Raw genomic sequence first — 24,813 nt, 5'->3', positions numbered from 1 at the left:
AGTCTAAAATCTTAAATCTTAAATCTTAAATTTTAAAAAATGGCTTGGTTTAAAAGACAAGAAAAAGGGATTACGACCGCTACAGAAGATAAGATGGACGTTCCGAAAGGATTGTGGTACAAATCTCCTACTGGAAAAATTATTGATGCAGACGAATTAGCTAGAAATTTATTCGTAAGCCCTGAAGATGATTTTCACGTTCGAATTGGAAGCGCAACCTATTTTGAAATTTTATTCGACAACAACGAATTTGTTGAGTTAGATAAAAACATGACTTCTAAAGATCCTCTGCACTTTGTGGATACAAAGAAATATGCAGAAAGATTGAAAGATGTTATGGAAAAAACTCATCTTAAAGACGCTGTACGTACGGGAGTAGGAAAATCTAAAGGAAGAGAACTTGTAATCTGCTGTATGGATTTTGCCTTTATTGGTGGATCTATGGGAGCGGTTGTAGGTGAAAAAATTGCAAGAGGTATTGATCACGCGATCAAAAATAAACTGCCTTTTGTAATGATCTCTAAATCTGGTGGAGCTCGTATGATGGAAGCTGCTTATTCGCTTATGCAATTAGCAAAAACATCTGTAAAATTAGCTCAATTAGCTGAAGCTAAATTACCATACATTTCTCTTTGTACTGACCCAACAACGGGTGGAACAACTGCATCTTACGCAATGTTAGGAGACATCAACATCTCTGAGCCGGGCGCTTTGATTGGTTTCGCTGGTCCTCGTGTTGTTCGTGACACTACAGGAAAAGATTTACCAGAAGGTTTCCAAACTGCTGAGTTCTTATTAGAACACGGTTTCTTAGACTTTATCACGCCTAGAAAAGAATTGAAAGATAAGATTAACTTATATATCGATTTGATTCAGAATAATGATATTAGAAAATAAGTTTTGAAACTATTTTCTTCAAATACAAAATCCCAGAAAGCAATTTTCTGGGATTTTTTTATGTATAAATATGTCGTTCCTACGGAACTTTTGAATGCGGGAATTTATTTTCTTAACGGAATAAATTCCGTTGCTACCGATATTTAATTCCTACGAAATTTATTCAAGAATTATAAGCTTAAAACTTAATTGCACGAAATTTAGTCTTCAAAGCACGTCTAAGCTCAGCATTTGAGAATTAAAAAACTTCACCCGTCTCCTCTTTGCTCCTCTGAACCTTCAAGAAAAAACCTTAGAATCTTAGCAACTCAGAACCTTAGCGTCTTAAAAAATCACATTCCTGTTCTAATTGCCTCAACAGGATCAAGATTTGCAGCAGAGACCGCCGGAAGAATTCCTGAAATTAACCCTATAAGCGCAGCTAGTCCAGTGCCTAAAAGAATATTTCCAAGACTTAAAACAAACTCAAAATCAAGCAGCTTTGTTAAGATAACTGAAATTCCCCAAACCATTAACAAACCTATAATTCCTCCAATTACAGAAAGAATTATCGCTTCAAACAAAAACTGAAATAATATAAATCGGTTTTTGGCTCCTAATGATTTTTGAATCCCTATTAAATTTGTTCTTTCTTTAACCGAAACAAACATAATGTTGGCAATTCCGAAACCACCGACTAAAAGAGAAAATCCGCTGATAATCCAGCCTACTACATTCATCTGACCTAAGATTCCGTCAATAAAATCAGTAAATCCGGAAAGTATATTGATAAAAAAGTTATCTATTTCTCCCGCTTTCATACCGCGAATTGTGCGCAGTTTTTGAGTAACTTCAGCTTTATACGCTTCCATATCAACACCTTTTGTGGGTTTTAAAACAATCATTGGAGTCATGGCATCGCTGTCGCCATACATTCGTCTTAAAAAATTTGCCGGCAGATAAACTGATGTGTCGTTACTATCGCCAAAAAAACCAGCTCCTTGTTTAGCCATAACGCCAATAACATTAAAACGCTGGCCATAAAGACGGATATTTTTTCCAATCGGATCCATTGAACCAAAAAGTCCTTCTGCAATATCATATCCTAAAACAATAACCGCTGTTCCTGAATTCGATTCAGATTCGTTATAAAACCTTCCTTTATCAAAACTCAAACCGTCAATATCTCCCATTTCAAACGAAGAAGGATTAACTCTAACATCCGCAACCGTTTTTGAATCATACTTTAAAGTTTCTTTATTTACCCAAAGCTGATACCCAATTTGATCGGTGTTATTGAGAGAGTTTTTCAATCCGATATATTCATCATATTTTACATTTGGAAATTGTTCTCTCTTCCATTGCGGAATTTCCGAAGGTCCAAAGCTAAATTTCATTAAATAAATTGTATTTTTATCTAAACTGCTCAAGTCTTTAGAGATTTTTTTATCTAAAGAATCAACAGCGGCTAAAACAGCTATAATTGAAAAAATACCAATAGTAACGCCCAATAATGACAACAGGGTGCGCAATTTATTATTTCGCAAAGCGTTTATGGCAAAACTTAGACTTTCTTTTAACAATCTTAAATAAAGAAGCATATTGTAATATTTTTCAACAAAGTAAAATTCAATAATTTAAAAACAAAAACCTAATAAAAGTTAACTTACTCATCAGTAGATTTTTTTAAGAGAATGTTACATTAAAATCTTTTAAAATAATATAGAAAAAAACTACTTTTGCAGTCTGAAAATCATAACTACACAATGAGCACAACTAAAAAAATACAATCAGCGTTAATATCTGTTTTTTCGAAAGATGGATTAGAGCCAATCGTTAGAAAATTACACGAGCAAAACGTAACACTTTACTCAACTGGAGGAACAGAAGATTTCATTAAAAACCTTGGAATTCCGGTAGTTCCTGTTGAAGACATTACTTCTTTTCCTGAAATTCTTGGAGGAAGAGTAAAAACTTTGCACCCAAAAATTTTTGGTGGAATTTTGAATCGTCAGGATAATGAAAGTGATGTTCAGCAAATGAAAGAATTTGACATTCCTCAAATTGATTTAGTGATTGTTGATTTGTATCCTTTTGAAAAAACAGTTGCTTCAGGTGCAAGTGAGCAGGATATCATCGAAAAAATTGACATCGGCGGAATTTCATTAATTCGTGCTGCTGCAAAAAACTTCAAAGATACTGTAATCGTAGCTTCTGTTAATGAATACAGCCTGCTTTTAGATTTAATTACAGAACAAAACGGAGCTACAACTTTAGAAAACAGAAGATTGCTTGCTTCAAAAGCTTTCCATGTTTCATCTCACTATGATGGAGCTATCTTTAATTATTTCAATACTGATGAAACAATTTACAAAGAAAGCATTGCAAACGGACAAGTTTTAAGATATGGAGAAAATCCACACCAAAAAGGATTTTTCTTTGGAGATTTTGATGCTATGTTCAAAAAAGTCCACGGAAAAGAGTTATCTTACAATAATTTATTAGATGTTGATGCTGCTGTAAACTTAATTGCTGAGTTTAAAACTGACGGACCAACATTTGCTATCTTGAAACATAACAATGCATGTGGTTTAGCTTCAAGAAAAACAATCAGCGAAGCTTATTTAGCGGCTTTGGCTTGTGATCCAACATCAGCTTTTGGAGGTGTTTTAATTTCAAACACAAAAATTGATTTAGAAACAGCTCAGGAAATTAATAAATTATTCTGCGAAGTTGTAATCGCTCCAGCTTATGATGATGAGGCAATTACAGTTTTACAAGAAAAGAAAAACAGAATTATTTTAGTTCAAAATGAAGTTGAATTACCATCTCGTCAAGTAAGAACTTGTCTTAATGGTTTGTTAATTCAGGACAGAAATAATATTACAGATAATAAAGAGCATTTAAAAACCGTTACAATTACAGAACCTACTGCTCAGGAGATCGAAGATTTGATCTTTGCTTCTAAAATTTGCAAGAACACAAAATCAAATACGATTGTGTTTGCAAAAAACGGAACATTGATTTCTTCAGGTACAGGTCAGACTTCAAGAGTCGATGCTTTAATACAAGCTGTTGACAAAGCAAAGGCTTTTGGATTTGATTTAAACGGTGCTTCGATGGCAAGTGATGCATTTTTCCCATTTCCGGATTGTGTAGAATTAGCAAAAAAAGTAGGAATAACCGCAGTAATTCAGCCAGGAGGTTCGATAAAAGATGAATTAAGCATAAATTATTGCAATGAAAATAATCTTGCAATGGTATTTACAGGAACACGTCATTTTAAACATTAATTTGTTTAACTTTGTTCGATAAATTATTTTATAACATTTTAAACCCCTAAAAAACTTATGGGATTTTTTGATTTCATGACCGAGGATATTGCGATAGACCTTGGAACCGCAAACACTTTAATCATTCATAATGATAAAGTTGTTATTGATAGTCCGTCTATTGTAGCACGCGATAGAGTATCAGGCAAAATCATTGCTGTTGGTAAAGAGGCCAACATGATGCAAGGTAAAACGCATGAAAACATCAAGACCATAAGGCCGTTAAAAGATGGTGTAATTGCCGATTTCGATGCTTCGGAAAAAATGATCAATATGTTCATTAAAAGTATTCCTGCATTGAAAAAAAGAATGTTTACCCCTGCATTAAGAATGGTGGTATGTATTCCTTCTGGTATTACTGAGGTGGAGATGAGAGCGGTAAAAGAATCTTGTGAAAGAGTAAACGGAAAAGAAGTTTACCTAATTCACGAGCCTATGGCAGCAGCAATTGGTATTGGTATCGATATCATGCAGCCAAAAGGAAATATGATTGTTGATATCGGGGGTGGTACAACAGAAATTGCAGTTATTGCATTGGGCGGAATTGTTTGCGACAAATCTGTAAAAATTGCGGGTGACGTTTTCACAAATGATATCGTTTATTACATGCGTACACAACACAACCTTTTCGTAGGAGAAAGTACTGCTGAGAAAATTAAAATTCAAATTGGTGCAGCTATCGAAGATCTTGACGGACCACCAGAAGATATGTCTGTTCAAGGTAGAGACTTACTTACAGGTAAACCTAAACAAGTTGACGTTTCTTACCGTGAAATCGCAAAAGCGTTAGACAAATCTATTCAGCGTATTGAAGATGCAGTAATGGAAACATTATCTCAAACTCCTCCTGAGTTAGCGGCAGATATTTACAACACCGGTATTTATTTAGCTGGTGGAGGTTCTATGTTAAGAGGTCTTGATAAACGTATTTCGCAAAAAACAGATTTACCTGTTTACATTGCTGAAGATCCGTTAAGAGCTGTTGTTCGCGGTACAGGAATGGCCCTTAAAAACATTGCAAAATTTAAAAGCATCTTAATCAAATAAGATTCAAAAAATAACAATCAAAATACTTTTATTAGGGTTAAATTTCTCATATTTAACCCTAATAAAACTTGAAACCTTTAAGCATATCCTGAAACAAAATAACCAGACAAGAAATGCAGCAAATTTTTAATTTCATTATAAGAAACAGTAATCGATTACTGTTTTTGCTGCTTTTAGGTATTTCGTTGACTCTCACAATTCAATCGCATTCCTATCACAGAAGCAGAGTAATCAGTTCAGCTAATTTTTTAAGCGGAGGTGTTTACGAAAAAATCAACCATGTTAACGAATACTTGAATTTAAGAACTGAAAATGACGAACTTGTACTTGAAAACGCAAGGTTAAAAAGTCTTTTATTCAACAAAGAAGACACTACAAAAGCACCGCTGCCTGACAGTATAAAAGGTGTAAAACCAGCCGATATTATTGTTTCAAAAGTGATTCATAACTCTTATAACACACATGAAAACTATATCACGCTTAATTCCGGAAAAAACGAAGGAGTTAAACAAGACATGGGTGTTATTAATAGTTTAGGAATTATTGGTGTAATCGACAATACTTCGGCAAATTACTCGACTGTGGTGAGTATTTTGAATATGAAATCACAGATTAATGCTAAAATAAAAAAATCAAACCATTTTGGTTCTTTAACCTGGAACGGAAAAAACACAGGATTTGTTCAGCTGGAAGATGTTCCTAGATTAGCCTCTATTAGAAAAGGTGACACCATTGTTACCGGAGGACAGTCAGTAATTTTCCCGGAAGGAATAAACATTGGTACAGTTGACAAAATATTTATTAAAACTGGTACTAGTTACTATGTCATAAATGTTAAATTATTTAATGATATGACCAACTTAGGTCACGTTTACATTATTAAAAGTAAAGACAGAGAAGAACTTATTAATTTAGAAAACAAAAGCAAAGAAAAAGATGAGTAGCGCTTTGTTAGTAAATATCTTTCGATTCATTATGCTTCTGGCAATTCAGGTTGTTATTTTCAACAACATGAATTTTTTAGGGTATATAAGTCCTTTTCCATACATTTTATACATAATCTTGTATCCTGTAAACAGTAACAGATCTGGTTTAATAATTTCCAGCTTTTTGTTAGGATTAGTAATGGATATGTTTTGTAATTCGGGTGGAATTCATGCAACGGCTTGTGTTATCCTGTCTTATTACCGACCGTATATCTTTAAGTTCTCATTTGGTTTGAGTTATGAATATCAAACTATTAAACTAAATGAATCCTTAACTCCGGAAAGGTTCTCGTTCATATTAGTTTCTGTTTTACTACACCACATTGTATTATTTACATTAGAAGCTTTTCAGTTTAAGTTTATATTCGACATTTTACTACGAACGTTATTTAGTTCTATTTTTACAATAATCACTTCAATTATAATAATTTATATTATTAAGCCCAATAAACGATGAGAAAAGTTCTGCTGCCCTCTTTAATTATTATTGCAGCATCTTTGCTAGTGATTCGAATATTTTATTTGCAGATTATCGATGATTCATTCAAATTGAAATCAGAAAATAATGCGATTAAAAAAGTCTATGACTATCCTGAGCGAGGATATATTTACGATCGAAACGGCAAATTATTAGTTGCCAATCAGGCATCATATGATATCATGGTAATTCCAAGAGATGTTAAGGAGAATCTTAACATCCCTGAGTTTTGTGCTCTTTTAAATATTACCAGAGAAGAATATGATAAAAGAATTGCAAAGGCTAAAGTTTACAGTCCGAGACTTCCATCTGTATTTTTATCACAACTTAATAAAACCGAATTCGCTGCTTTTCAGGAAAAAATTAGAAAGTACGAAGGCTTCTATTTCCAGAAACGTTCTCTTCGTGATTACGAAGTAGATTACGGTGCCAATATTTTTGGTTTCATTACTCAGGTAAACGAAAAACAAATCGCAAAAAACCCATATTATAATAGTGGGGATTTAATTGGAAAACAAGGCGTTGAAGAAAGCTATGAAAATATTTTACGTGGTGTAAAAGGTGTAAAATATATTCAAAAAGACAAATACAACCGAGAAATTGGTGCTTATAAAGAAGGAAAATACGATACCATTGCCGTAGCCGGAGAAGATATCAATTTAACTATTGATGCCGAACTTCAAAAATATGGTGAAGAATTAATGATTAATAAAAGAGGTGGAATTGTTGCCATTGAACCAAAAACTGGTGAAATTCTGGCATTAGTAACTGCTCCTTCTTATGATCCGGGTATTTTGGTTGGAAGACAAAGATCTAAAAATTACACACTTTTATATCACGATTCAATTGCTAAACCTTTATACGACAGAGGTCTTTTAGCAGAGTATCCTCCGGGTTCTCCATTTAAAATATTAACTGGTTTAGTAGCTTTACAGGAAGGAGTTGTAGACGAACAAACTACTTTTATGTGCCATCACGGATTTAGTTACGGAGGTGGTCGTTTTATGAAATGTCACGGTTTTGGCCCTCATCAATTGCATAATGGAATTTATAATTCTTGTAATACATATTTTGGACAAGCTTATATGCTTACAATTAATAAATATAAAGATCCGGGGCAGGCTGTTGATGTTTGGAGTGGTCACGTAAAAAGTTTTGGTTTAGGTCAGTTTATGGGATATGATTTGCCAACAGGTAAAAAAGGAAATATTCCAACTTCAAAAACATATAAGAGAATTTATCCAAACGGAGGCTGGAGAAGTACAACAATTGTGTCAAACGCAATTGGCCAGGGAGAGGTTTTAATGACTCCTATTCAGCTTGCTAATATGATGGCAACCGTTGCCAATCAGGGATATTATTATACTCCTCATATTATTAAAAAAATTGAAGGTGAAAAAATTGATCCGAAGTTCACAACAAAACACGTAACCACAATTGATCAAAAATATTTCCCGCCGGTTATCAGCGGTTTATTTGATGTTTACAACAAAGGTACGGCTTACGCTCTTAAAGTAAACGGAATTGATATTTGCGGAAAAACAGGTACGGCAGAAAACTTTGCTAAAATTAACGGTAAAAGAACTCAGCTTAAAGACCACTCTATTTTTGTGGCATTTGCACCAAAAGACAATCCAAAAATTGCCATTGCAGTTATGATTGAAAATGGAGGTTTTGGAGCAACAGTTGCGGGTCCGATTGCGAGTTTAATGATCGAAAAGTATTTAAGAAAGAAAATCACCAGAACTGATTTAGAAGTTCGAGTTTTAAATAAAAGCTTTGCGAGCGAGTATGCAAAATTAGGAGGAATGAATGAAGCTAGCGCAATCGAATCAACACCAAAAGATTCTGTTTTGAAAGCTAAAATTGTAGTTCCAAAAACAGTAACGCCAAAGACTGAAGTTAAAAAAACACCAATAGACACTACTAAAAAGAATTAAGAAAGATTATTTCAAATGAAAAATCAAAGTGTAAAAAATAACATTGACTGGATAAGTGTCTTTATCTACATTGCGCTGGTAGTGTTAGGATGGCTAAATATTTACTCATCCTCATTATTATCGACTGATGGTACCTATCAAAAACAATTAATCTTTATTGGATGTACAATTCCTTTAATTTTTGTTGTGCTTTTTGTTGATGGAAAATTTTACGAAAAATATGCGAGTATAATCTTTGCTGTATCTCTCTTATCTTTGGCTGGTTTATTCTTATTCGGAAAAACGATTGCCGGTCAGCGCTGTTGGTATGCCATAGGAAGCTTTACACTTCAGCCATCTGAATTTGCAAAAGCAGCTACTTCATTGGCATTAGCCAAATACTTAAGTGACACGCAAATTAATTTAAAAGAAACAAACAGGCAATTGCAGGCTCTGGCCATTGTTTTCCTGCCTGTTATGCTTATTTTACCGCAGCCGGATCCTGGAAGTGCCTTAATTTACAGCGTTTTCATTTTAGTATTATTTAGAGAAGGATTGCCATCTTGGTATGTCTGGACTGGTTTTATTACAATTTTATTATTTGTACTAACACTCGTTTTAGAGCCTTATGTTGTTATTTTGATCGCATTAGGCGTTTTAATCATTATACATTTTAAAGGCAGGGCTGTCGATAGAAATATTCTAATGAGCGGCATTTTATTAGTTCTAATTTCAGGATTTGTTCTTTCTGTAGATTATGTATTTGATAATGTTTTCAAACAGCACCATAGAGACCGTTTTAATATTCTGTTAGGAAAAACGGTCGACATGAAAGGTATTGGTTATAACACAAACCAGTCTGAAATTGCAATTGGATCCGGAGGATGGATTGGAAAAGGTTTCTTAGAGGGCACACAAACTAAAGGAGGATTCGTTCCTGAACAACATACCGATTATATCTTTACAACAGTTGGTGAAGAATGGGGATTTGCAGGCTCTTTAGTAGTTATTTTACTTTTTACAGGTTTATTTTTAAGAGTAATTTATTTAGCTGAAAGACAAAAAACCAAATTTAGCAGGGTTTATGGTTATTGTGTCGCCGGAATTCTGTTTATACATTTCTTTGTAAATATTGCAATGGTTGTTGGTATTTTCCCAACAATTGGTGTACCTCTGCCTTTCTTTTCTTATGGAGGTTCGGGACTTTGGGGATTCACCATTTTGCTGTTTATATTCTTAAAAATGGATGCTAATAAAGTAAATGAATGGTAATTTTTATAATTGTTAATTGTTAATTGATAGAAATTTATCCTCACAAATGTGATTTTAAAATATAGTCTACATCAATGCTGGACATAAAAATACAAGAGTTACATTTTATTTATACCTATACAAAATTAACCTCTTAAGATATTGAATAAAAAAAAGTCCGAAGTTTAAAGCTTCGGACTTTTTTATTTTTGAGTTATCGATTATATTTCTTCACTTGGTCTTTTTTTCAAAAGTTTTAATAAAACCGGGAATGTAGAAATAATGATGATTATAATGATAATATATTCGATATGTTCTTTTAAATCAATTCCTTTTTTCAAGAATACACCATATAAATAATGGCCTGCAAAAATTAGAATAAATGACCATAAAAAAGAACTCAAAATATTATAAAACATAAATTTCTTTTTATCCATAGAAACTATTCCGGCAATAATTGGAGCGAAAGTTCTAAAGATTGGAAGGAAACGCGCATAGATAATTGCTTTTCCACCGTACTTTTCAAAGAAATCTTTTGATTGTAAAAGGTATTTTTTCTTAAACCAAAAAGTATCTTCTTTTTTAAACAAATAATAACCACTTTTTGCTCCGAACCAGTAACCGGTCATGTTTCCAAAAACTCCCATCATTGCAACAGCAAATGAAAGTAAAAATACATTGATGAAATCTCCGGGAATATAAACAACATTTTGAATTAAATCGCGGCTGTAAATACCAGCTAAGAAAAGTAAACTATCTCCTGGCAGAAAAAAACCTGCGAAAAGTCCTGTTTCAGCAAAAACAATAAACAAGACAATAAATAACCCAATCTCAAAACCTCCGATACTTAAAGTTATATAGAATTCAGGGTTTAGCAGCTGGGTCCATTCAAAATTATTCATAAAACGAATTTGGTTATACTTATAAGTTTGTGAAATTAACAATTATTTACCTTAACCACAATTAAAAGCCATATTTTAAAGATAAATTAACTATTAAAAAAGCCCGAAGATTAATCGGGCTTTTAAAATTATTTTTCACGTTCGTACTTACAACAAGAATGTAAATTGTCATAATCTGCGTCTGCAGCTTTGACTTCTTTTGTGTCATGCCCAACTTTTGCAATAGCTTTGTTCAAATCCTGAGTCGATGATTTTTCTTCATTCAAAATTACAGACAGCTGATGTGTATCGATATCCCAAGAAGCCGTTTTTACGCCCGGAACTCCAAACGCCGCTTTCTCAATACGTTTCTTGCACTGTTCGCAATTTCCGTTAACTTCTACAGTATATTTTAAATTCTTATTTTTTTTAGTTTGAGCCTGAGCTGAAAATCCTAAAAAAGTAATCATTGTAATTAAAATCAAATTTTTCATTTTCTGTTATTTAGTATTATAAATTTATTATTGTTATTAATTATTTTATTTTAAAACGCAGTCCGGCGTAATACATTTGTCCAAAAATTGGCGCATAAGCAACAGAAGCATCAAAATTGGGTCCAAAAGGATTATCAGCACCTAAAATTGCTTTTTGCTGTTTATAGTTTCCAATATTTTCTCCACCAACATATACTTCAAAAACTGGTGAAAATACTCTGGTAACCTGAGCATTCATAACTGCATACGAAGGAGAAAAATCAGGAAACTGATCTGCTGCAGGATTTGAAGCCGTATACGGAAGCTGTTGTTTTCCTGACCAGTTAAAAGTGTAATCAAACTTCCATTGCTTGTCATTATTTAAAGTCGTTTCATATTCTAAATTGCCTAAAAAACGATGTTTTGCCTGAAGCGGACGTTGAAAAGTTCCTCTTAAATAATCGGTTTGAATGTCGTAATATTTATAAGCTGTTCTCAAATTCAAATTGTGAATTAGTTCATAATTAAATTCTATCTGAAGACTATTTGCAAAAGAATTTCCTTTTAAATTATAAAACAAAACCTCTTGCGGACTCTGCATCAAATCGACAACTGCCTGATTCTGAAAATCAGTTCTGTAAATATCAAATCCTGCTTCAGCATTTTTATTAAAAAGTTTAAATTTCTGCGAAAAACTAAGTCCGTAATTCCATGCAATTTCCGGATTTAAACCATAAATTTTTCCATTATTATCTAAAATTGAAAACATTCTGGAACTGGCGAAAAGCTGTTGATTCTCAGCAAAAATATTAGCAGAACGTTTTCCTCTTCCTGCAGAAAAACGAATTACGCCATTTTTCCACGGATTGTATCGCACATGTACACGAGGCGTTGCAAAAAAACCTAAACGATTATGATTATCAACTCTTCCACCCAAAATTATGCTGAAGTTATCTGTATTATCATACGTATATTCGAAAAATGCCCCAATAGAATTATCAATTCGGCTATAATCAGTAACATTTACAAATTCCTGATACTGATCGTATGAAAAATTCAAACCCGTCGTAAATTTATGCATCGTATTATTGATAATCGAATTGAAAATCAAATTCGAATAAAAACTATTCTGATGAATATCATATTGATTTAAACCAAAATACGAATCTTGTTTATGACTATTGAAAGCATTTTGAAAACCAATACTTTGATACGGCATATCTTTAAAAACGTAACCTATTTTGGTTGAAACATCAAAACGTTCCGTATTGATTTCAGATCCCCAGTGATTGGTTGTTCCTCTATCCCGATCTTTATCAAAATCAACTTCTCCGGTTTGTTTTTTATCATTCATATATCTGAAATTGATAAAACTTACCAAACCACTTTCGGCATCATAATATTGGTATCGGTTTAAAATATTGATTTGTTTTCCTAACGGATTATCTAGAAATCCATCATTATTCATGTCATTTTTTGCAACACGGGTATTTCCATGAACAAACAAACTGGTGGCCCATTTGTCTGATAATTTTTTATTGAAATGCGTATTCAGTTCAAATCTTGAATCGGTAGAACCATAAGCATTCAAGAAAAACGGAATATCGTTTAATGGTTTTAAAAGCTCGGTATTTATTTGTCCCGAAATACTTTCATAACCATTTATAACACTCCCCGCTCCCTTTGTAATCTGAACACTTTCAATCCATGTCCCGGGTGTAAATGACAATCCATAAGCCTGAGATGCCCCTCGAACTGAAGGAATATTTTCTTCGGTAATCATTAAATACGGACTTGTTAAACCCAGCATTTTGATTTGTTTTGTTCCGGTTAAGGCATCTGAAAAATTCACATCAATTGATGGATTTGTCTCGAAACTTTCGGCTAAATTACAACAGGCGGCTTTTAAAAGCTCTTTGCTTGTAATTAAAGACGTATTGGCTGTAAGGCTATAGGATTTTTTAATTCCTTTTTGCTTTTTGGTGATTTTTACTTCTTCCAGATTTTCTTGTGAAAACACTGAAAAAGAGAGCAAAAACATCATATAAAGCATGATATTTTTTGGCATAAAAAAAGATTTTAATGTTATTTAGAAATTTCTGTTTTGCTATTTCTCTAAAAAGAAATACAAACAGTTTGATACAAGCCATGTAAAAAAGGCTTGATTCTAAACATTAAAATCAGGAATAAAAAATGTATTGATTGTATAACTTGAATAAGGGGGGCGCATTGGCATCAGAATAATACGAAACAATCTGATTGTTTTTGAAATTTGGAATTGACAAAAAAGCAATCGGTTTGTATTCCTGAATTACTGCCGGAAATGCAAGCTGAAAGAAGAAAATTTTGAAAGTTGCATCGCTTGACTTTTTTTCAAATTTTACAACTTTATCCTTACAGCATGATGATTTTTTTTCATTATCACCACAGCATTTTTTCTCTGGTGATGCAGAAACTGAAGTGTTTAATGAGATCGAAGCAATTTTTCCTCCACAATAATGCACATCAAAAGCAAACCCAATGTTGGAAACCAACAATAGGAACGCTAAAAATAATACTGTGCACTTTTTTAATCTCATTTTGCAAAAGTATTTAAAAAGCCTCAAATAAAAATTAAATGAAATGTTATTTTTTTGAATTCTGCAGCTGATAATAAAATGCCGGAATAAATAAAATTACAAATATGGGCTGGATTATAAATCTTCGAACATAGAATAAAAGCCAGCTCTTTTCCTCAAAATATTCCACAATAATAAAAAACATTCCGAAAAGTATAACCGAGAAAAATAAGTATAGAATAGAGCTAAAAATTAAAATCCCTTTATCCTTAAAAAGTGTATAGATAAGAATAAGAGACAAAGCTGTATTGAGTGCAAAACGAAATAAGAGATTTAAAAAAAGCTTAAACGAATCAAATTCTGGCAATTTTATTTTATTAAAATCCGATTCAAAATATTCTAAAAAAGGATCGTAAAACAAGGTGTTTTCAAAAGCTCTTATGAGTCCGAAACATAAAATAACAATAACCGAAGTAAAAATTTTACCTTCTTGTTCTATTATTCTATTTAGCATATTTAGAAAATTTATTAACCCAAATTACCCATAATATAAAAACACTTCCATAAATAACCAACGGAAAAAGAACACCATGTAAAAGATGATTTTTTTCTGGAAAATGATATAATAAAATGGTCAGTAATGCGATTCGGGCAATATTTAAGAGGTAGATAAAAACAATTCCGAATAAGATATAATACACGGTAACTTTAAAATTGCCTGAAAAAGCAAGTACAAAAGAAATAAATAAGATAATAACACTTACAGCATTACAGCCTTCGATAATTCGAACGATAGACTGGTTATTATATACAACTTCCAGCCATGCATTTGAAAGGCTTTTTTGAACTTTTACGCCATAATTAAACACGTTAAGCAACTGTTCAACATTACGACCGACTAAGTTGGTAATTCCGTCGACTTCATCAGCTTTAAAACTGTTCAAATAAAATTTATATAATAGCGTTAATGCAATATAAGCTGCAAAAAAAGTACCTATAAAAATTAAAAACGGCTTGAATTGGGCTAAATATTTTTTCAACAGATTTTTTTTTCAAATTTATGTATTTTTTGAGTTTAGCTTTAAATACTTTTGTATAAAATTTTCAAATCATGACATTTCAAGAATTACAACCAAAAATAAGCGCTATAGTTGCTGATAATAATAAAGTTAGAGACGAAAAACTATTAGCAGTCTGCCAATTATTAAACGAAAATGTAGAATACTACAACTGGGTAGGATTTTATTTTGCCAATCACGAAAACAAAACACTTCATTTAGGACCTTATGTTGGTGCTGAAACCGATCATACTGTAATTCCGTTTGGGAAAGGAATCTGCGGACAAGTTGCCGAAAGCAATACCAATTTTGTTGTTCCGGATGTTAAAGCTCAGGACAATTATATTGCCTGCAGTTTAACTGTAAAATCTGAAATTGTGGTTCCGCTTTTTGTGAACGGAGTAAATATTGGTCAAATTGATATTGACAGCCACGTGATTGATCCTTTTACTGAGGCTGATGAAAGATTTCTTGAATTTGTGAATCAGGAAGTTGCTAAATTGTTCTAGAAGCCCTATTTTTATTATAGAAAATAGATCTGAATGAAAAAAAGTGTCATAATAGTATTCCTGCTTCTGATTTCAGTTAATCTATCTGCACAAATTAACATGGTCTCGAAAAAAATTTTTCTGGACTCGTTAAATCGCGAAACTACGCCCGAAAACGGCTGTTATACCAGGGTAATTACCAATTATTCGCAAAAAAGTGTACGATATGTTGTAACTGATTTTTACAAAAACGGAAGAAAGAAAATGACAGGCGCTACTTTAGACAGAGATATTTTAAAAAAAGATGGCGAGTTTATTTACTATTACAAAAACGGAGCAAAAGAATCTGTAGTAAATTATTCTGAGGATCATAAATCCGGTAAAGAAATCAACTGGTATGAAAACCAAAGTAAAAAGTCTGAGAAACAAAACACTTGGGATCCGAAAACAAAAAAATCTCAAACCTTAGTTCTTAATTTCTGGAATCAGGACAAAACACAAACTGTAACAGACGGAAATGGAGAATATGAGGAAACTGATGGTTTTATAACTCAAAAAGGAACTCTTAAAGACGGATTGAAACAAGGTGTCTGGCAAGGAAATGATGCCGCCCGCAAAATTTCTTTTACTGATAATTACGACAAAGGAATTCTAATTTCCGGAACAAGTATAGGAGAAAACAATGTAACGCTTTCCTATTCTTCACTAACGGAAAAACAAACTGGTAAGAAACTTCCGAAATCAAAATAGAGCTGACAAAAACTAAAAGGTTACTATTATTTTTTATTTTTATTGTAACATCCTAAAAGAGATTATTTTAAAACAAAAAAGACTTCTTAAAATCATTAAAAAAGAAAATATCATGCCTTATTTTAAGATTCTTTTATTTTTGTTTGATTCTTTTGTTTTTTTAATCTAATTTTGCACCCGTCTTACAAAAGCTGTATGACATACATAAAAATCATTAAATAATATTGGAATGTATTTAACTAAAGAAAAGAAAGAAGAAATTTTTGCACAACACGGTGGTGCTACAAACACAGGAAGTGCAGAAGGTCAAATCGCATTGTTCACTTACAGAATTTCACACTTAACTGAGCATTTGAAAAAAAATCGTCACGATTACAACACTGAGCGTTCTCTTGTACTATTAGTAGGTAAAAGAAGAGCTTTGTTGGATTACTTGAAAAAGAAAGATATCAACAGATATCGTGAGATTATCAAAGTATTGAATATCAGAAAATAATCAATATAGAAAAGAGGTGCGAGAGTGCCTCTTTTTGTTTTTACATTACACGCATTTTTACAAGAAAAAAAGTTTGGTTTTTCATTGGGTTTTAGACAACAACAACTACACACAACAACTACAACACAACTAAAACCCATTGTATAATCAAAAAGGAAAAATTTATGATTCCACAAGTTTCACAAGAAATTATCGATTTGGGAGATGGAAGAAGCATCTCAATCGAAACAGGTAAATTAGCAAAACAAGCTGATGGTTCAGTTGTTGTACGTTTAGGAAACTGTATGCTTTTAGCAACAGCAGTTTCTGCAAGAACATCAAACCCGGGTGTAGACTTTTTACCATTAACGGTAGATTACCGTGAAAAATTCGCTGCTGCGGGACGTTTCCCAGGAGGATTTTTCAAAAGAGAAGCAAGACCAAGCGACAGCGAAGTATTAACAATGAGATTAGTTGACCGTGTTTTACGTCCGCTTTTCCCAGACGATTACCACGCTGAAACTCAGGTTATGATTCAATTAATGTCTCATGACGACAACGTTATGCCAGACGCATTAGCTGGTTTAGCGGCATCTGCAGCTTTAGCAGTTTCAGATATTCCATTTTATAACTTAATTTCTGAAGTACGTGTTGCTCGTATCGACGGAAAATTAGTAATCAACCCAAGTAGAGAAGAATTAGAAAAATCTGATATCGACATGATGATTGGAGCTTCTTTAGATTCTGTTGCCATGGTTGAAGGTGAGATGAAAGAAATCTCTGAGGCTGAAATGGTTGAAGCTATTAAATTTGCTCATGAAGCTATTAAAGTTCAAATCGAAGCGCAACAGCGTTTAAGAGCTAAATTAAGCTCTCAGGAATACAGAACTTACGAAGGAGAAGTTGAAGACGAAGCTGTTTATGCAAAAGTAAAAGCTGTCGCTTACGATAAATGTTATGCAATTGCTCAGGAAGCTTCTGGAAAAGCAGAAAGAGGTGAAAAATTTGCAGCTGTAAAAGAAGAAGCAAAAGCTTTGTTTACAGAAGAAGAATATGCTGAAAATGCAGATCTTGCAGGTTTAGTTGGAAAATATTTCTACAAAACAAACAAAGAAGCTGTTCGTAATGTAATTCTTGAAAAAGGAATTCGTTTAGACGGAAGAAAAACTACAGAAATCAGACCAATCTGGTGTGAAACTGATTATTTACCATCTGTTCACGGATCTTCTTTATTTACACGTGGAGAAACTCAGGCTTTGGCGACAGTAACTCTTGGAACTTCAAGAGAGGCTAACCAAATCGATTCTCCATCTGAACAAGGTGAAGAAAAATTCTACTTACACTATAACTTCCCTCCTTTCTCTACTGGTGAAGCAAAACCACTAAGAGGAACTTCAAGAAGAGAAGTTGGTCACGGTAACTTAGCTCAAAGAGCATTAAAAAATATGATCCCTGCAGATTGTCCTTATACAATTCGTGTGGTTTCTGAAGTTTTAGAATCTAATGGTTCTTCTTCTATGGCAACGGTTTGCGCAGGAACAATGGCACTTATGGATGCTGGTGTTCAAATGACAAAACCAGTTTCTGGTATTGCTATGGGATTAATTACTGACGGTGAGAAATTTGCTGTATTGTCTGATATCTTAGGAGATGAAGATCACTTAGGAGATATGGACTTTAAAGTAACCGGAACTGCTGATGGTATTACTGCTTGCCAAATGGATATCAAAATCGAAGGATTACGTTATGATATCATGGAACAAGCTTTAGCACAAGCTCGTGACGGACGTTTACACATTTTAGGAAAATTAACTGAGACTATCGCTGCTCCAAGAGCTGACGTTAAAGCTCATGCACCAAAAATCATTACCAGAACTATTCCTGGAAACTTTATTGGAGCATTAATAGGACCTGGAGGAAAAGTAATTCAGGAATTACAAAAAGCTACAGGAACTACTATTGTTATCAACGAAGTTGATGAGCAAGGAGTTGTTGAAATTTTAGGAACTGATCCGGAAGGTATCAAAACTGTATTGGCTAAGATTGATGCTTTAACTTTCAAACCACAAGTTGGAGAAGCTTACGAAGTGAAAGTTATTAAAATGCTTGATTTTGGAGCTGTTGTAGAATATACTGCTGCACCAGGAAACGAAGTGTTACTTCACGTATCTGAATTGGCTTGGGAACGTACAGAAAATGTTGCTGACGTAGTTAAAATGGGAGATGTTTTTCAAGTGAAATACTTAGGAGTTGACCCTAAAACTAAAAAAGAAAAAGTGTCTAAAAAAGCACTTGTTCCAAGACCTCCACGTGAGGAGAAAAAAGAGTAATCAGATCTTAGTTTACTAAAGGTTTATTCATAGAAAACCCCAATTCATTCAGTTGAATTGGGGTTTTTAAATTTAATTATCCTACTTTGGGTTTCCCATTTTATGCAAATGTGTAAAATGAGAAATCATCATTTCAAATAATGTTTTATGATGATAAGGTTGTTTGTATTCTTTTGTGGTTTGCTCAATTATTGAATTTATCTCGCTATAACTTGTATGGCATATATTCGGAAAAAGATGATGAGCTGCATGACAGTTTGAACCTCCACTTAAAAATCTCGCCCACCCTTTGTCTGCATCCCAATCACAACTAGTATGAAGTTGATGAACTGCCCAGGTATGCTCAAGAAATTCTCCTTCAGGCTGTGGATAATCAGCACCATCAAAAAAATGCGTACCAACAAGCATTATAATAAAAACCATAGATGTAAAAGCACTGGCGCTAAAATAACTCCAAACAATAAAACTCCATGAAAAGTGAGAATATAATATTGGAAAAACTAAAACTAAAGAGAAATAAAATATTTTATACAATACAAACCTGAAATACAATTCAATTTTTGGCATGCCTCTTTTCATCCAGTCATATTCATTTGAAAATAAATATACCCAATCACTCATAAAAACAGAATGAAGCAAAGTAAACATATAAACAAATGGCGCATAATAAGCTTGATATTTATGTTTAGGTTTCCAAGGATGTGTCGGGCTCAATCTCAAAAAAGGATTTTTATCAATATCAATATCGCTTCCTTCTACATTTGCATATAAATGATGTGAACGTATATGTCTCAATCCCCAAAGTAATGGATCGATTCCAACAGTAAGAAAACTAAAAAAATGCAATACAGAGTTCGCTTTTTTGTTTTTAAATGCTGTATTATGAGATGCATCGTGCCCAAAACTGAAACCTATTAACAATCCTGATAACTGAAAGACAACATATAATAACCAAAAAATCATTTTATTGATTGAACCCGAAAAAAGCAATGAATAAGACAAATAACAAACTAATGTCCAAAATAATCCTTTAAACCAAAATCGGGAATCTCCATAAGAAATAATTTTCCCTTGAAGTTGTCCATGAACTCGTTGTTTTAGTGTAGAAAAAAAGAGTTTTTCCTCTTCAGATTTATTAAAATATTTAGCTTTCATAAAAGTATCTTTTTAAAATTACAAGACAAACCTATCGCATTTATCGCATATCAATTTGTGTAAACCAATAAAACATTTTTATATATTTGTGATTATCACAAATCATGAAACATCAGGAATCTTTTTTAAAGGCAATTCGAAGCAAAATCTCAAAGTCACATTCTTTGATAGATGAAATTGCTGCTATTCTGGAAATCAGTTATGATGCATCGCATCGAAGAATATCCCAAAAAAGTAAATTCTCCATAGATGAAACCATAAAACTGGCCAATCATTTTAATATCTCTCTTGATAATTTATTTTCTAAAAAAGGAAAAGTAATTGTAGACAAAACAATCGAAATTGAAACGTTAAAAGATATGCTTGAGTATTTTAAATCCTCGGCAGAAAACATCGAAGCATTAACAAAGAACAAAAAAACCAAACTTTTTTATTCGGCCAAAGACATTCCGCTGTTTTACTTTATGGACGGAACTATTTTGTCAAAATTTAAAGCTTTTGTATGGCTGAATCTTTTAAATACTAATCAAAAAAAAGTCGCTTTTGAAAACTTTGTAATCGATGAATCCTTTACAGAATACATGCAGAAGTTAAAAAATGTATACGAAAATACTTTTGTAAATGAAGTCTGGAACGATACTACCATAAACAGCAGTCTTCAGCAGATTTTATATTTTTACGAAGCTGGTTTATTAAGTTTGAAAAGTGCGAATGCTCTTTGTGTCGATTTAAAAAGGATTATTAATGTTATAAAAGCAAAATGCAATGAGCCTAATGATAAATTTTCGATTTATTACAATGAGCTTATATTACTAAACAACAATATGCTTCTCGAAACAGATGAGAAACTAACAATGTTTATTCCTTATACACTTTTGGGTTATTTTATTACTGACAATGAAGAGAGCTGTAACAACGTTCACAAGTTTTTTAAGCAGCAAATTCTCAACTCTATTCCTTTAGGCCAATCCGGCATTAAAGAGCAGAATCTTTTTTTTAATCGTGCTGTTCGCAAAATAGATTATTATATCGAAAAGATAAACTCGCAGGTTGATTTACAATTTTAAACAAAATTTCTTCGTGATTAATTGATTCAATTATTCAAACTTATTTTCTTTTTCTAAATGATAATTGTAAAATTTTATCGATGAACGACATAAAATCGAAAAATTAACCAAAAAAACACGACAATCTTTATTTTTTTTTAAAGAAATAAAATATCTTTAACCCACCAAAAATAAAATTATTAACCCTAACAAACCTTATTATGGACTTTAATGTCATTCAAATCACAAGAATTAATACAGAACCATTTTCTTTTACAGACAAAACCAACATTACTTTTCCAGTCCCACCTTTAGCTTCGGCAAAACTTTACGATAACAATGGAGTAAAAACATTAAAAATCTGTGCTACTTTATACATCAACTCAAAAGATTCACAAAATCCTCTAATTGGAACATTAACTGAACATGTTAATATTGTTGAAGTTTATTTTGATTATGACTGGGATGAGGAAACACCTGAAACATATGATGTATGGTATGCTGAGATAGATTATACTTCTCAAAGTGTAGAAAATATCACCACAGTAATGTCTTATTTAAGAGATATTGATCCTGAAACATCTAGAGGTACTGAAACATCTGTAGGTCGCTAAAACCTCAAAGCAAATATTTTAACCAACATCGTTTATTGACATTATTAACAGATTCACTAAACGATGTTTCCTCATTGTATAATCTTTTGTTGTTAATTACAAAAAAATAAGTAATGCTTATAATTAGATTTTTTTTTAATTTATTGATTATTTGCTCTCCTTTCTTATTGTTTTCACAGTCATCCAATAAACAGTTAAATGAAGCATTAAAGAAAAAAGAGAGAGAATTCAAAAATGAATTAAATTTCAGCAAGGCATCTAACTTTTTTATTAAAAAAAATTGGGACTCGACTTTAGTCAGTTCAATGAAACATTTAAACAATAGCAAAAATAAGGAACTTATAGACTATTGCCACTTTTTCAGAGGGTATAGTTTCATTGAAAAAAAATTATTCAGAGAAGCAAAATTTGAATTAAACTTGATTTCCAAAAAATTTGAATTCTATCCCTTAGTAATTAAAAACTTAGGAGATGCATCAATAGAATTAAAAGAATTTGAAAAAGCAATTATATATTTTAAAAAAATAGAAAGCCTTAGATTAAATAATCAAGGATTAAAAATAGGACTTATTTACCAAAATTTAGGAATTTGTCATTTACATCTAAATAATTTTACTAAAGCAGAAGAATATCTTTTTAAAAGTTTAAAAATTCTGGAAGCAGAAGAAAATATTGTAAATTTATTTTGCATTTATAATGATATTGCAAACTTATATTATATCCAATATAAAGATCAGCAGGCTATTCCTTATTTTGAAAAAGCATATAATTTATCAAAAAAAATATCTGATTTTGATATAAAAAGAAAAGCTTCTTTGAACATGTCTGTTGTAGAAGAAAATAAGGGCGATTATAAGAAGTCATTAATTTACAGAAAAGAATCGGGTCAATGGAAAGATTCTTTAAACAATCAAAGCAAAATTTGGGCTTTAGCAGATTATGAGAAAAAATTCGCCGTAGCTCAAAAACAAAAACAAATTAAAGTTCTTGAAGTAGAAAATAAACTAAAAAACACACAAAGAAATGCTTTGTTTTTCTCTGCAATTGGCTTATTGCTAATTTTAACCGGAGGTGTTTATTTGTATGCACAAAAAGTAAAAAATGGTAAAACTATTTTACGCCAAAAAAACAAACTTGATGAATTAAACGCCACAAAAGACCAACTCTTTTCTATTGTAAGTCACGATTTACGTTCGTCTGTAAATGCTTTAAAAACCAGTAATTCTAAATTATCGTCTACGCTTGAAACTAAAAATTACGATGAATTAAATCATTTAATTCTTCAAAACAGCAGTATTGCAAATGGCACTTACAGTTTATTAGACAATTTATTACACTGGGCATTGCTGCAAACTAAACAATTGTATTTTAATAAAGAATCGGTTCATTTACATTCTATTGTACAGCAAATTGCATATAATTATAAGCCCTTATTACTCGAAAAATCTATTACATTCGAAAATTCTGTTTCTAAAAATATCTTTCTCTTTGTTGACCTTGATTCTTTAAAAATTGTATTTAGAAATTTATTAGATAATGCTATTAAATTTTCAAACGAAAACGGACAAATCAACTTCTCAGCAATTGACTTAGATTCAGATTTTTGTCAGGTTATAATTCAGGATTCCGGAATTGGAATGAGCGAAAAAACGATCAGCGAATTACTTCAGGAAGGAGAATTATTGGCTAAAAAAGGGAATTCAGAAATTATTGGAACCGGTTTAGGTTTACAATTATGCAAACAAATGATAAAGAAGAATAACGGAACGTTTACTATCGAAAGCGAGCCCGGCAAAGGAACTAAAATGATATTGACATTCCCAAAAACTAAATGAAATGGATAATATTAATGTATTAATTATAGAAGATACTCAGGAACAAAGTGATGCACTGGTAAAAGTATTAACAGACCACAATTATAACATTGCGGGTGTTGCTGTTAATTATACTGATGCGTTAAAACTTTTTTATGAAAAACCTGTTGATGTAATTATTATCGATGTTTTTCTGGATGGAAAACCAGACGGTATAACCTTTGCAGAATCTATTAATATAATTCCGCATGCATCGAAACCTTTTGTGTTTTTAACAAGTTCTCAGGATAGACAGATTTTTGAAAGAGCAAAACTTACAAAACCTTTCAGTTTTTTAATGAAGCCTTTCAACGAACTTGAAATTTTATATGCTATAGAAATGGCTGTCGAGAAGTTTTATGAGCAGACAAATGTTTTTTTGAGCGAAGAACAAAATACCGTCATCAGCAACGATTCTTTGTTTATAAAGAAGAAAAATTCCTTAAAAAAAGTAAATCTCGAAGACATTCTATACATTGAAGTTGAAGAGCGTTACTGCAATATTATTACTGAAAAAGAAAAATTTGTAATTCTAATTTCACTAACCAAAATAAGTGATCTTCTGGATAAAAATAAGTTCATAAAAACACATCGTAACACCATTGTAAATACCGAAAAGATTGAAGAAATTATCCTGGCGGATAATCTTATTATCCTTAAAGGAAATCACAAAATAAATTTAAGCGACACTTATAAAGATTTCATAAAAAAGATGAATATTTTATCATAGCTAATCATCTAAATTTCAATATCAATCCTCTTATTTAAGAGGATTTTTTTTATGCTTTTTGAAATAAAAACTCTTAGCAGAAATGCTTTTCACAGACTTCATGACATTTAAAAAGGCTTTCGTGACATTTTCACATTTATAAAGTGAGATCAAAATTACTTTTACCTCGCACAAATCAAAAAATAGATGAAGATAGCATTAACGAGACAACCTGAAATGAAAATTTTGCCAACTATAAAAAAAATAAAAAACAATCCATGGATTGGAATTGTAGTTTCTTTGGCAATTATAATTCCTTGCTTATATAGAATTTTAGACGACGTAACCGTTTTTAGATTTGAATATATTTTATTAGCCATCGCGTTTCCAATTTACATCAGATCACTAAAAAAAATATTCGACGAGATCCTTAATAATACTGATGATTTCTAAAATTAAACTTAAAATACACTAATTCTAATTCCGCTCAGATTATTCGTTAAAAACCCTAAATCATTATTATGATTTGGGGTT

The 24,813-nt window shown here is 32.1% G+C and carries 24 protein-coding genes; 16 read left to right on the top strand and 8 right to left on the bottom strand.

Annotated elements, in window-relative coordinates; genetic code table 11:
• Window positions 1-39 precede the first annotated feature (39 nt).
• Window positions 40-897 (top strand): acetyl-CoA carboxylase, carboxyltransferase subunit beta, encoded by an 858-nt coding sequence (gene accD, locus ABDW27_RS14525; RefSeq protein WP_135221320.1) that lies wholly within the window; start codon window positions 40-42, stop codon window positions 895-897.
• A 332-nt stretch (window positions 898-1,229) separates the two neighbouring features.
• On the opposite strand, the gene ABDW27_RS14520 is transcribed toward accD, so the two are convergent.
• Window positions 1,230-2,477 (bottom strand): ABC transporter permease, encoded by a 1,248-nt coding sequence (locus ABDW27_RS14520; protein WP_343696559.1) that lies wholly within the window; start codon window positions 2,475-2,477, stop codon window positions 1,230-1,232.
• Window positions 2,478-2,642: 165 nt separating this feature from the next.
• Between ABDW27_RS14520 and purH the strand changes: the two genes are divergently transcribed.
• The 6 genes from purH (at window position 2,643) to rodA (ending at window position 9,910) form a co-directional block, all read left to right on the top strand.
• A complete protein-coding gene (gene purH, locus ABDW27_RS14515) occupies window positions 2,643-4,169 on the top strand; it encodes a bifunctional phosphoribosylaminoimidazolecarboxamide formyltransferase/IMP cyclohydrolase (protein ID WP_343696558.1) in 1,527 nt (508 codons plus the stop codon).
• 57 nt (window positions 4,170-4,226) lie between these two features.
• The gene (locus ABDW27_RS14510) at window positions 4,227-5,255 is read left to right on the top strand and encodes a rod shape-determining protein (RefSeq protein WP_008466528.1); all 1,029 of its coding nucleotides are present in this window, start codon (window positions 4,227-4,229) and stop codon (window positions 5,253-5,255) included.
• A gap of 113 nt (window positions 5,256-5,368) precedes the next feature.
• Window positions 5,369-6,199: a rod shape-determining protein MreC gene (gene mreC / locus ABDW27_RS14505; protein ID WP_343696557.1), complete on the top strand. Its 831-nt coding sequence runs from the start codon at window positions 5,369-5,371 to the stop codon at window positions 6,197-6,199.
• A complete protein-coding gene (locus tag ABDW27_RS14500; RefSeq protein WP_343696556.1) occupies window positions 6,192-6,698 on the top strand; it encodes a rod shape-determining protein MreD in 507 nt (168 codons plus the stop codon). Before mreC ends, ABDW27_RS14500 begins: the two co-directional genes overlap by 8 nt.
• Window positions 6,695-8,659, top strand: a complete 1,965-nt coding sequence (gene mrdA, locus ABDW27_RS14495) for a penicillin-binding protein 2 (RefSeq protein WP_343696555.1) — start codon at window positions 6,695-6,697, stop codon at window positions 8,657-8,659. Before ABDW27_RS14500 ends, mrdA begins: the two co-directional genes overlap by 4 nt.
• Window positions 8,660-8,674: 15 nt before the next feature.
• Entirely contained in the window at window positions 8,675-9,910 is a 1,236-nt protein-coding gene (rodA, locus tag ABDW27_RS14490; RefSeq protein WP_343696554.1) for a rod shape-determining protein RodA, read from the top strand.
• 200 nt (window positions 9,911-10,110) lie between these two features.
• Here rodA and ABDW27_RS14485 read toward each other — a convergent pair whose 3' ends face one another.
• From ABDW27_RS14485 to xrtF, 6 genes are all read right to left on the bottom strand, one after another.
• Window positions 10,111-10,791, bottom strand: a complete 681-nt coding sequence (locus tag ABDW27_RS14485) for a VTT domain-containing protein (RefSeq protein WP_343696553.1) — start codon at window positions 10,789-10,791, stop codon at window positions 10,111-10,113.
• A 128-nt stretch (window positions 10,792-10,919) separates the two neighbouring features.
• Complete coding sequence (locus tag ABDW27_RS14480) at window positions 10,920-11,264, bottom strand: heavy-metal-associated domain-containing protein (RefSeq protein ID WP_343696552.1); 345 nt, start codon at window positions 11,262-11,264, stop codon at window positions 10,920-10,922.
• A gap of 40 nt (window positions 11,265-11,304) precedes the next feature.
• The gene (locus tag ABDW27_RS14475) at window positions 11,305-13,311 is read right to left on the bottom strand and encodes a TonB-dependent receptor plug domain-containing protein (protein ID WP_343696551.1); all 2,007 of its coding nucleotides are present in this window, start codon (window positions 13,309-13,311) and stop codon (window positions 11,305-11,307) included.
• Window positions 13,312-13,423: 112 nt separating this feature from the next.
• Window positions 13,424-13,822 (bottom strand): hypothetical protein, encoded by a 399-nt coding sequence (locus tag ABDW27_RS14470; RefSeq protein ID WP_343696550.1) that lies wholly within the window; start codon window positions 13,820-13,822, stop codon window positions 13,424-13,426.
• 46 nt (window positions 13,823-13,868) lie between these two features.
• Complete coding sequence (locus ABDW27_RS14465) at window positions 13,869-14,315, bottom strand: exosortase F system-associated protein (protein ID WP_343696549.1); 447 nt, start codon at window positions 14,313-14,315, stop codon at window positions 13,869-13,871.
• Window positions 14,305-14,841 carry an exosortase family protein XrtF gene (gene xrtF, locus ABDW27_RS14460; protein WP_343696548.1) on the bottom strand — a complete coding sequence of 179 codons (537 nt, stop codon included), beginning with the start codon at window positions 14,839-14,841 and terminating at the stop codon, window positions 14,305-14,307. The genes ABDW27_RS14465 and xrtF overlap by 11 nt, the downstream gene beginning before the upstream one ends.
• A 71-nt stretch (window positions 14,842-14,912) precedes the next feature.
• Between xrtF and ABDW27_RS14455 the strand changes: the two genes are divergently transcribed.
• The 4 genes from ABDW27_RS14455 (at window position 14,913) to ABDW27_RS14440 (ending at window position 18,902) form a co-directional block, all read left to right on the top strand.
• Window positions 14,913-15,368 (top strand): GAF domain-containing protein, encoded by a 456-nt coding sequence (locus ABDW27_RS14455; protein ID WP_343696547.1) that lies wholly within the window; start codon window positions 14,913-14,915, stop codon window positions 15,366-15,368.
• A gap of 33 nt (window positions 15,369-15,401) precedes the next feature.
• Window positions 15,402-16,097, top strand: coding sequence for a hypothetical protein (locus ABDW27_RS14450; RefSeq protein WP_343696546.1), 696 nt, complete (start codon window positions 15,402-15,404; stop codon window positions 16,095-16,097).
• 229 nt (window positions 16,098-16,326) lie between these two features.
• Complete coding sequence (rpsO, locus tag ABDW27_RS14445; RefSeq protein WP_008466503.1) at window positions 16,327-16,593, top strand: 30S ribosomal protein S15; 267 nt, start codon at window positions 16,327-16,329, stop codon at window positions 16,591-16,593.
• A 164-nt stretch (window positions 16,594-16,757) separates the two neighbouring features.
• Window positions 16,758-18,902 (top strand): polyribonucleotide nucleotidyltransferase, encoded by a 2,145-nt coding sequence (locus ABDW27_RS14440; protein ID WP_343696545.1) that lies wholly within the window; start codon window positions 16,758-16,760, stop codon window positions 18,900-18,902.
• An 81-nt stretch (window positions 18,903-18,983) separates the two neighbouring features.
• Here ABDW27_RS14440 and ABDW27_RS14435 read toward each other — a convergent pair whose 3' ends face one another.
• Window positions 18,984-20,057, bottom strand: coding sequence for a fatty acid desaturase (locus ABDW27_RS14435; protein ID WP_343696544.1), 1,074 nt, complete (start codon window positions 20,055-20,057; stop codon window positions 18,984-18,986).
• 104 nt (window positions 20,058-20,161) lie between these two features.
• Here ABDW27_RS14435 and ABDW27_RS14430 point away from each other — a divergent pair, with 104 nt between their 5' ends.
• The 5 genes from ABDW27_RS14430 (at window position 20,162) to ABDW27_RS14410 (ending at window position 24,732) form a co-directional block, all read left to right on the top strand.
• Complete coding sequence (locus ABDW27_RS14430; RefSeq protein ID WP_343696543.1) at window positions 20,162-21,124, top strand: hypothetical protein; 963 nt, start codon at window positions 20,162-20,164, stop codon at window positions 21,122-21,124.
• Window positions 21,125-21,324: 200 nt separating this feature from the next.
• The gene (locus ABDW27_RS14425) at window positions 21,325-21,717 is read left to right on the top strand and encodes a hypothetical protein (protein WP_343696542.1); all 393 of its coding nucleotides are present in this window, start codon (window positions 21,325-21,327) and stop codon (window positions 21,715-21,717) included.
• Window positions 21,718-22,136: 419 nt separating this feature from the next.
• Window positions 22,137-23,552, top strand: a complete 1,416-nt coding sequence (locus ABDW27_RS14420; protein ID WP_343696541.1) for a tetratricopeptide repeat-containing sensor histidine kinase — start codon at window positions 22,137-22,139, stop codon at window positions 23,550-23,552.
• Between the two features lies 1 nt (window position 23,553).
• Window positions 23,554-24,300, top strand: coding sequence for a response regulator transcription factor (locus ABDW27_RS14415; protein ID WP_343696540.1), 747 nt, complete (start codon window positions 23,554-23,556; stop codon window positions 24,298-24,300).
• A gap of 186 nt (window positions 24,301-24,486) precedes the next feature.
• Window positions 24,487-24,732, top strand: a complete 246-nt coding sequence (locus ABDW27_RS14410; protein ID WP_343696539.1) for a hypothetical protein — start codon at window positions 24,487-24,489, stop codon at window positions 24,730-24,732.
• Window positions 24,733-24,813 lie beyond the last annotated feature (81 nt).

Origin of the sequence: Flavobacterium sp. (assembly GCF_039595935.1) — a bacterium.
In the GTDB taxonomy this organism is placed as follows: Bacteria; Bacteroidota; Bacteroidia; order Flavobacteriales; family Flavobacteriaceae; genus Flavobacterium.
The sequence above is the reverse complement of the archived record's forward strand: the minus strand, read 5'-3'. Positions and strand labels throughout refer to the sequence as shown.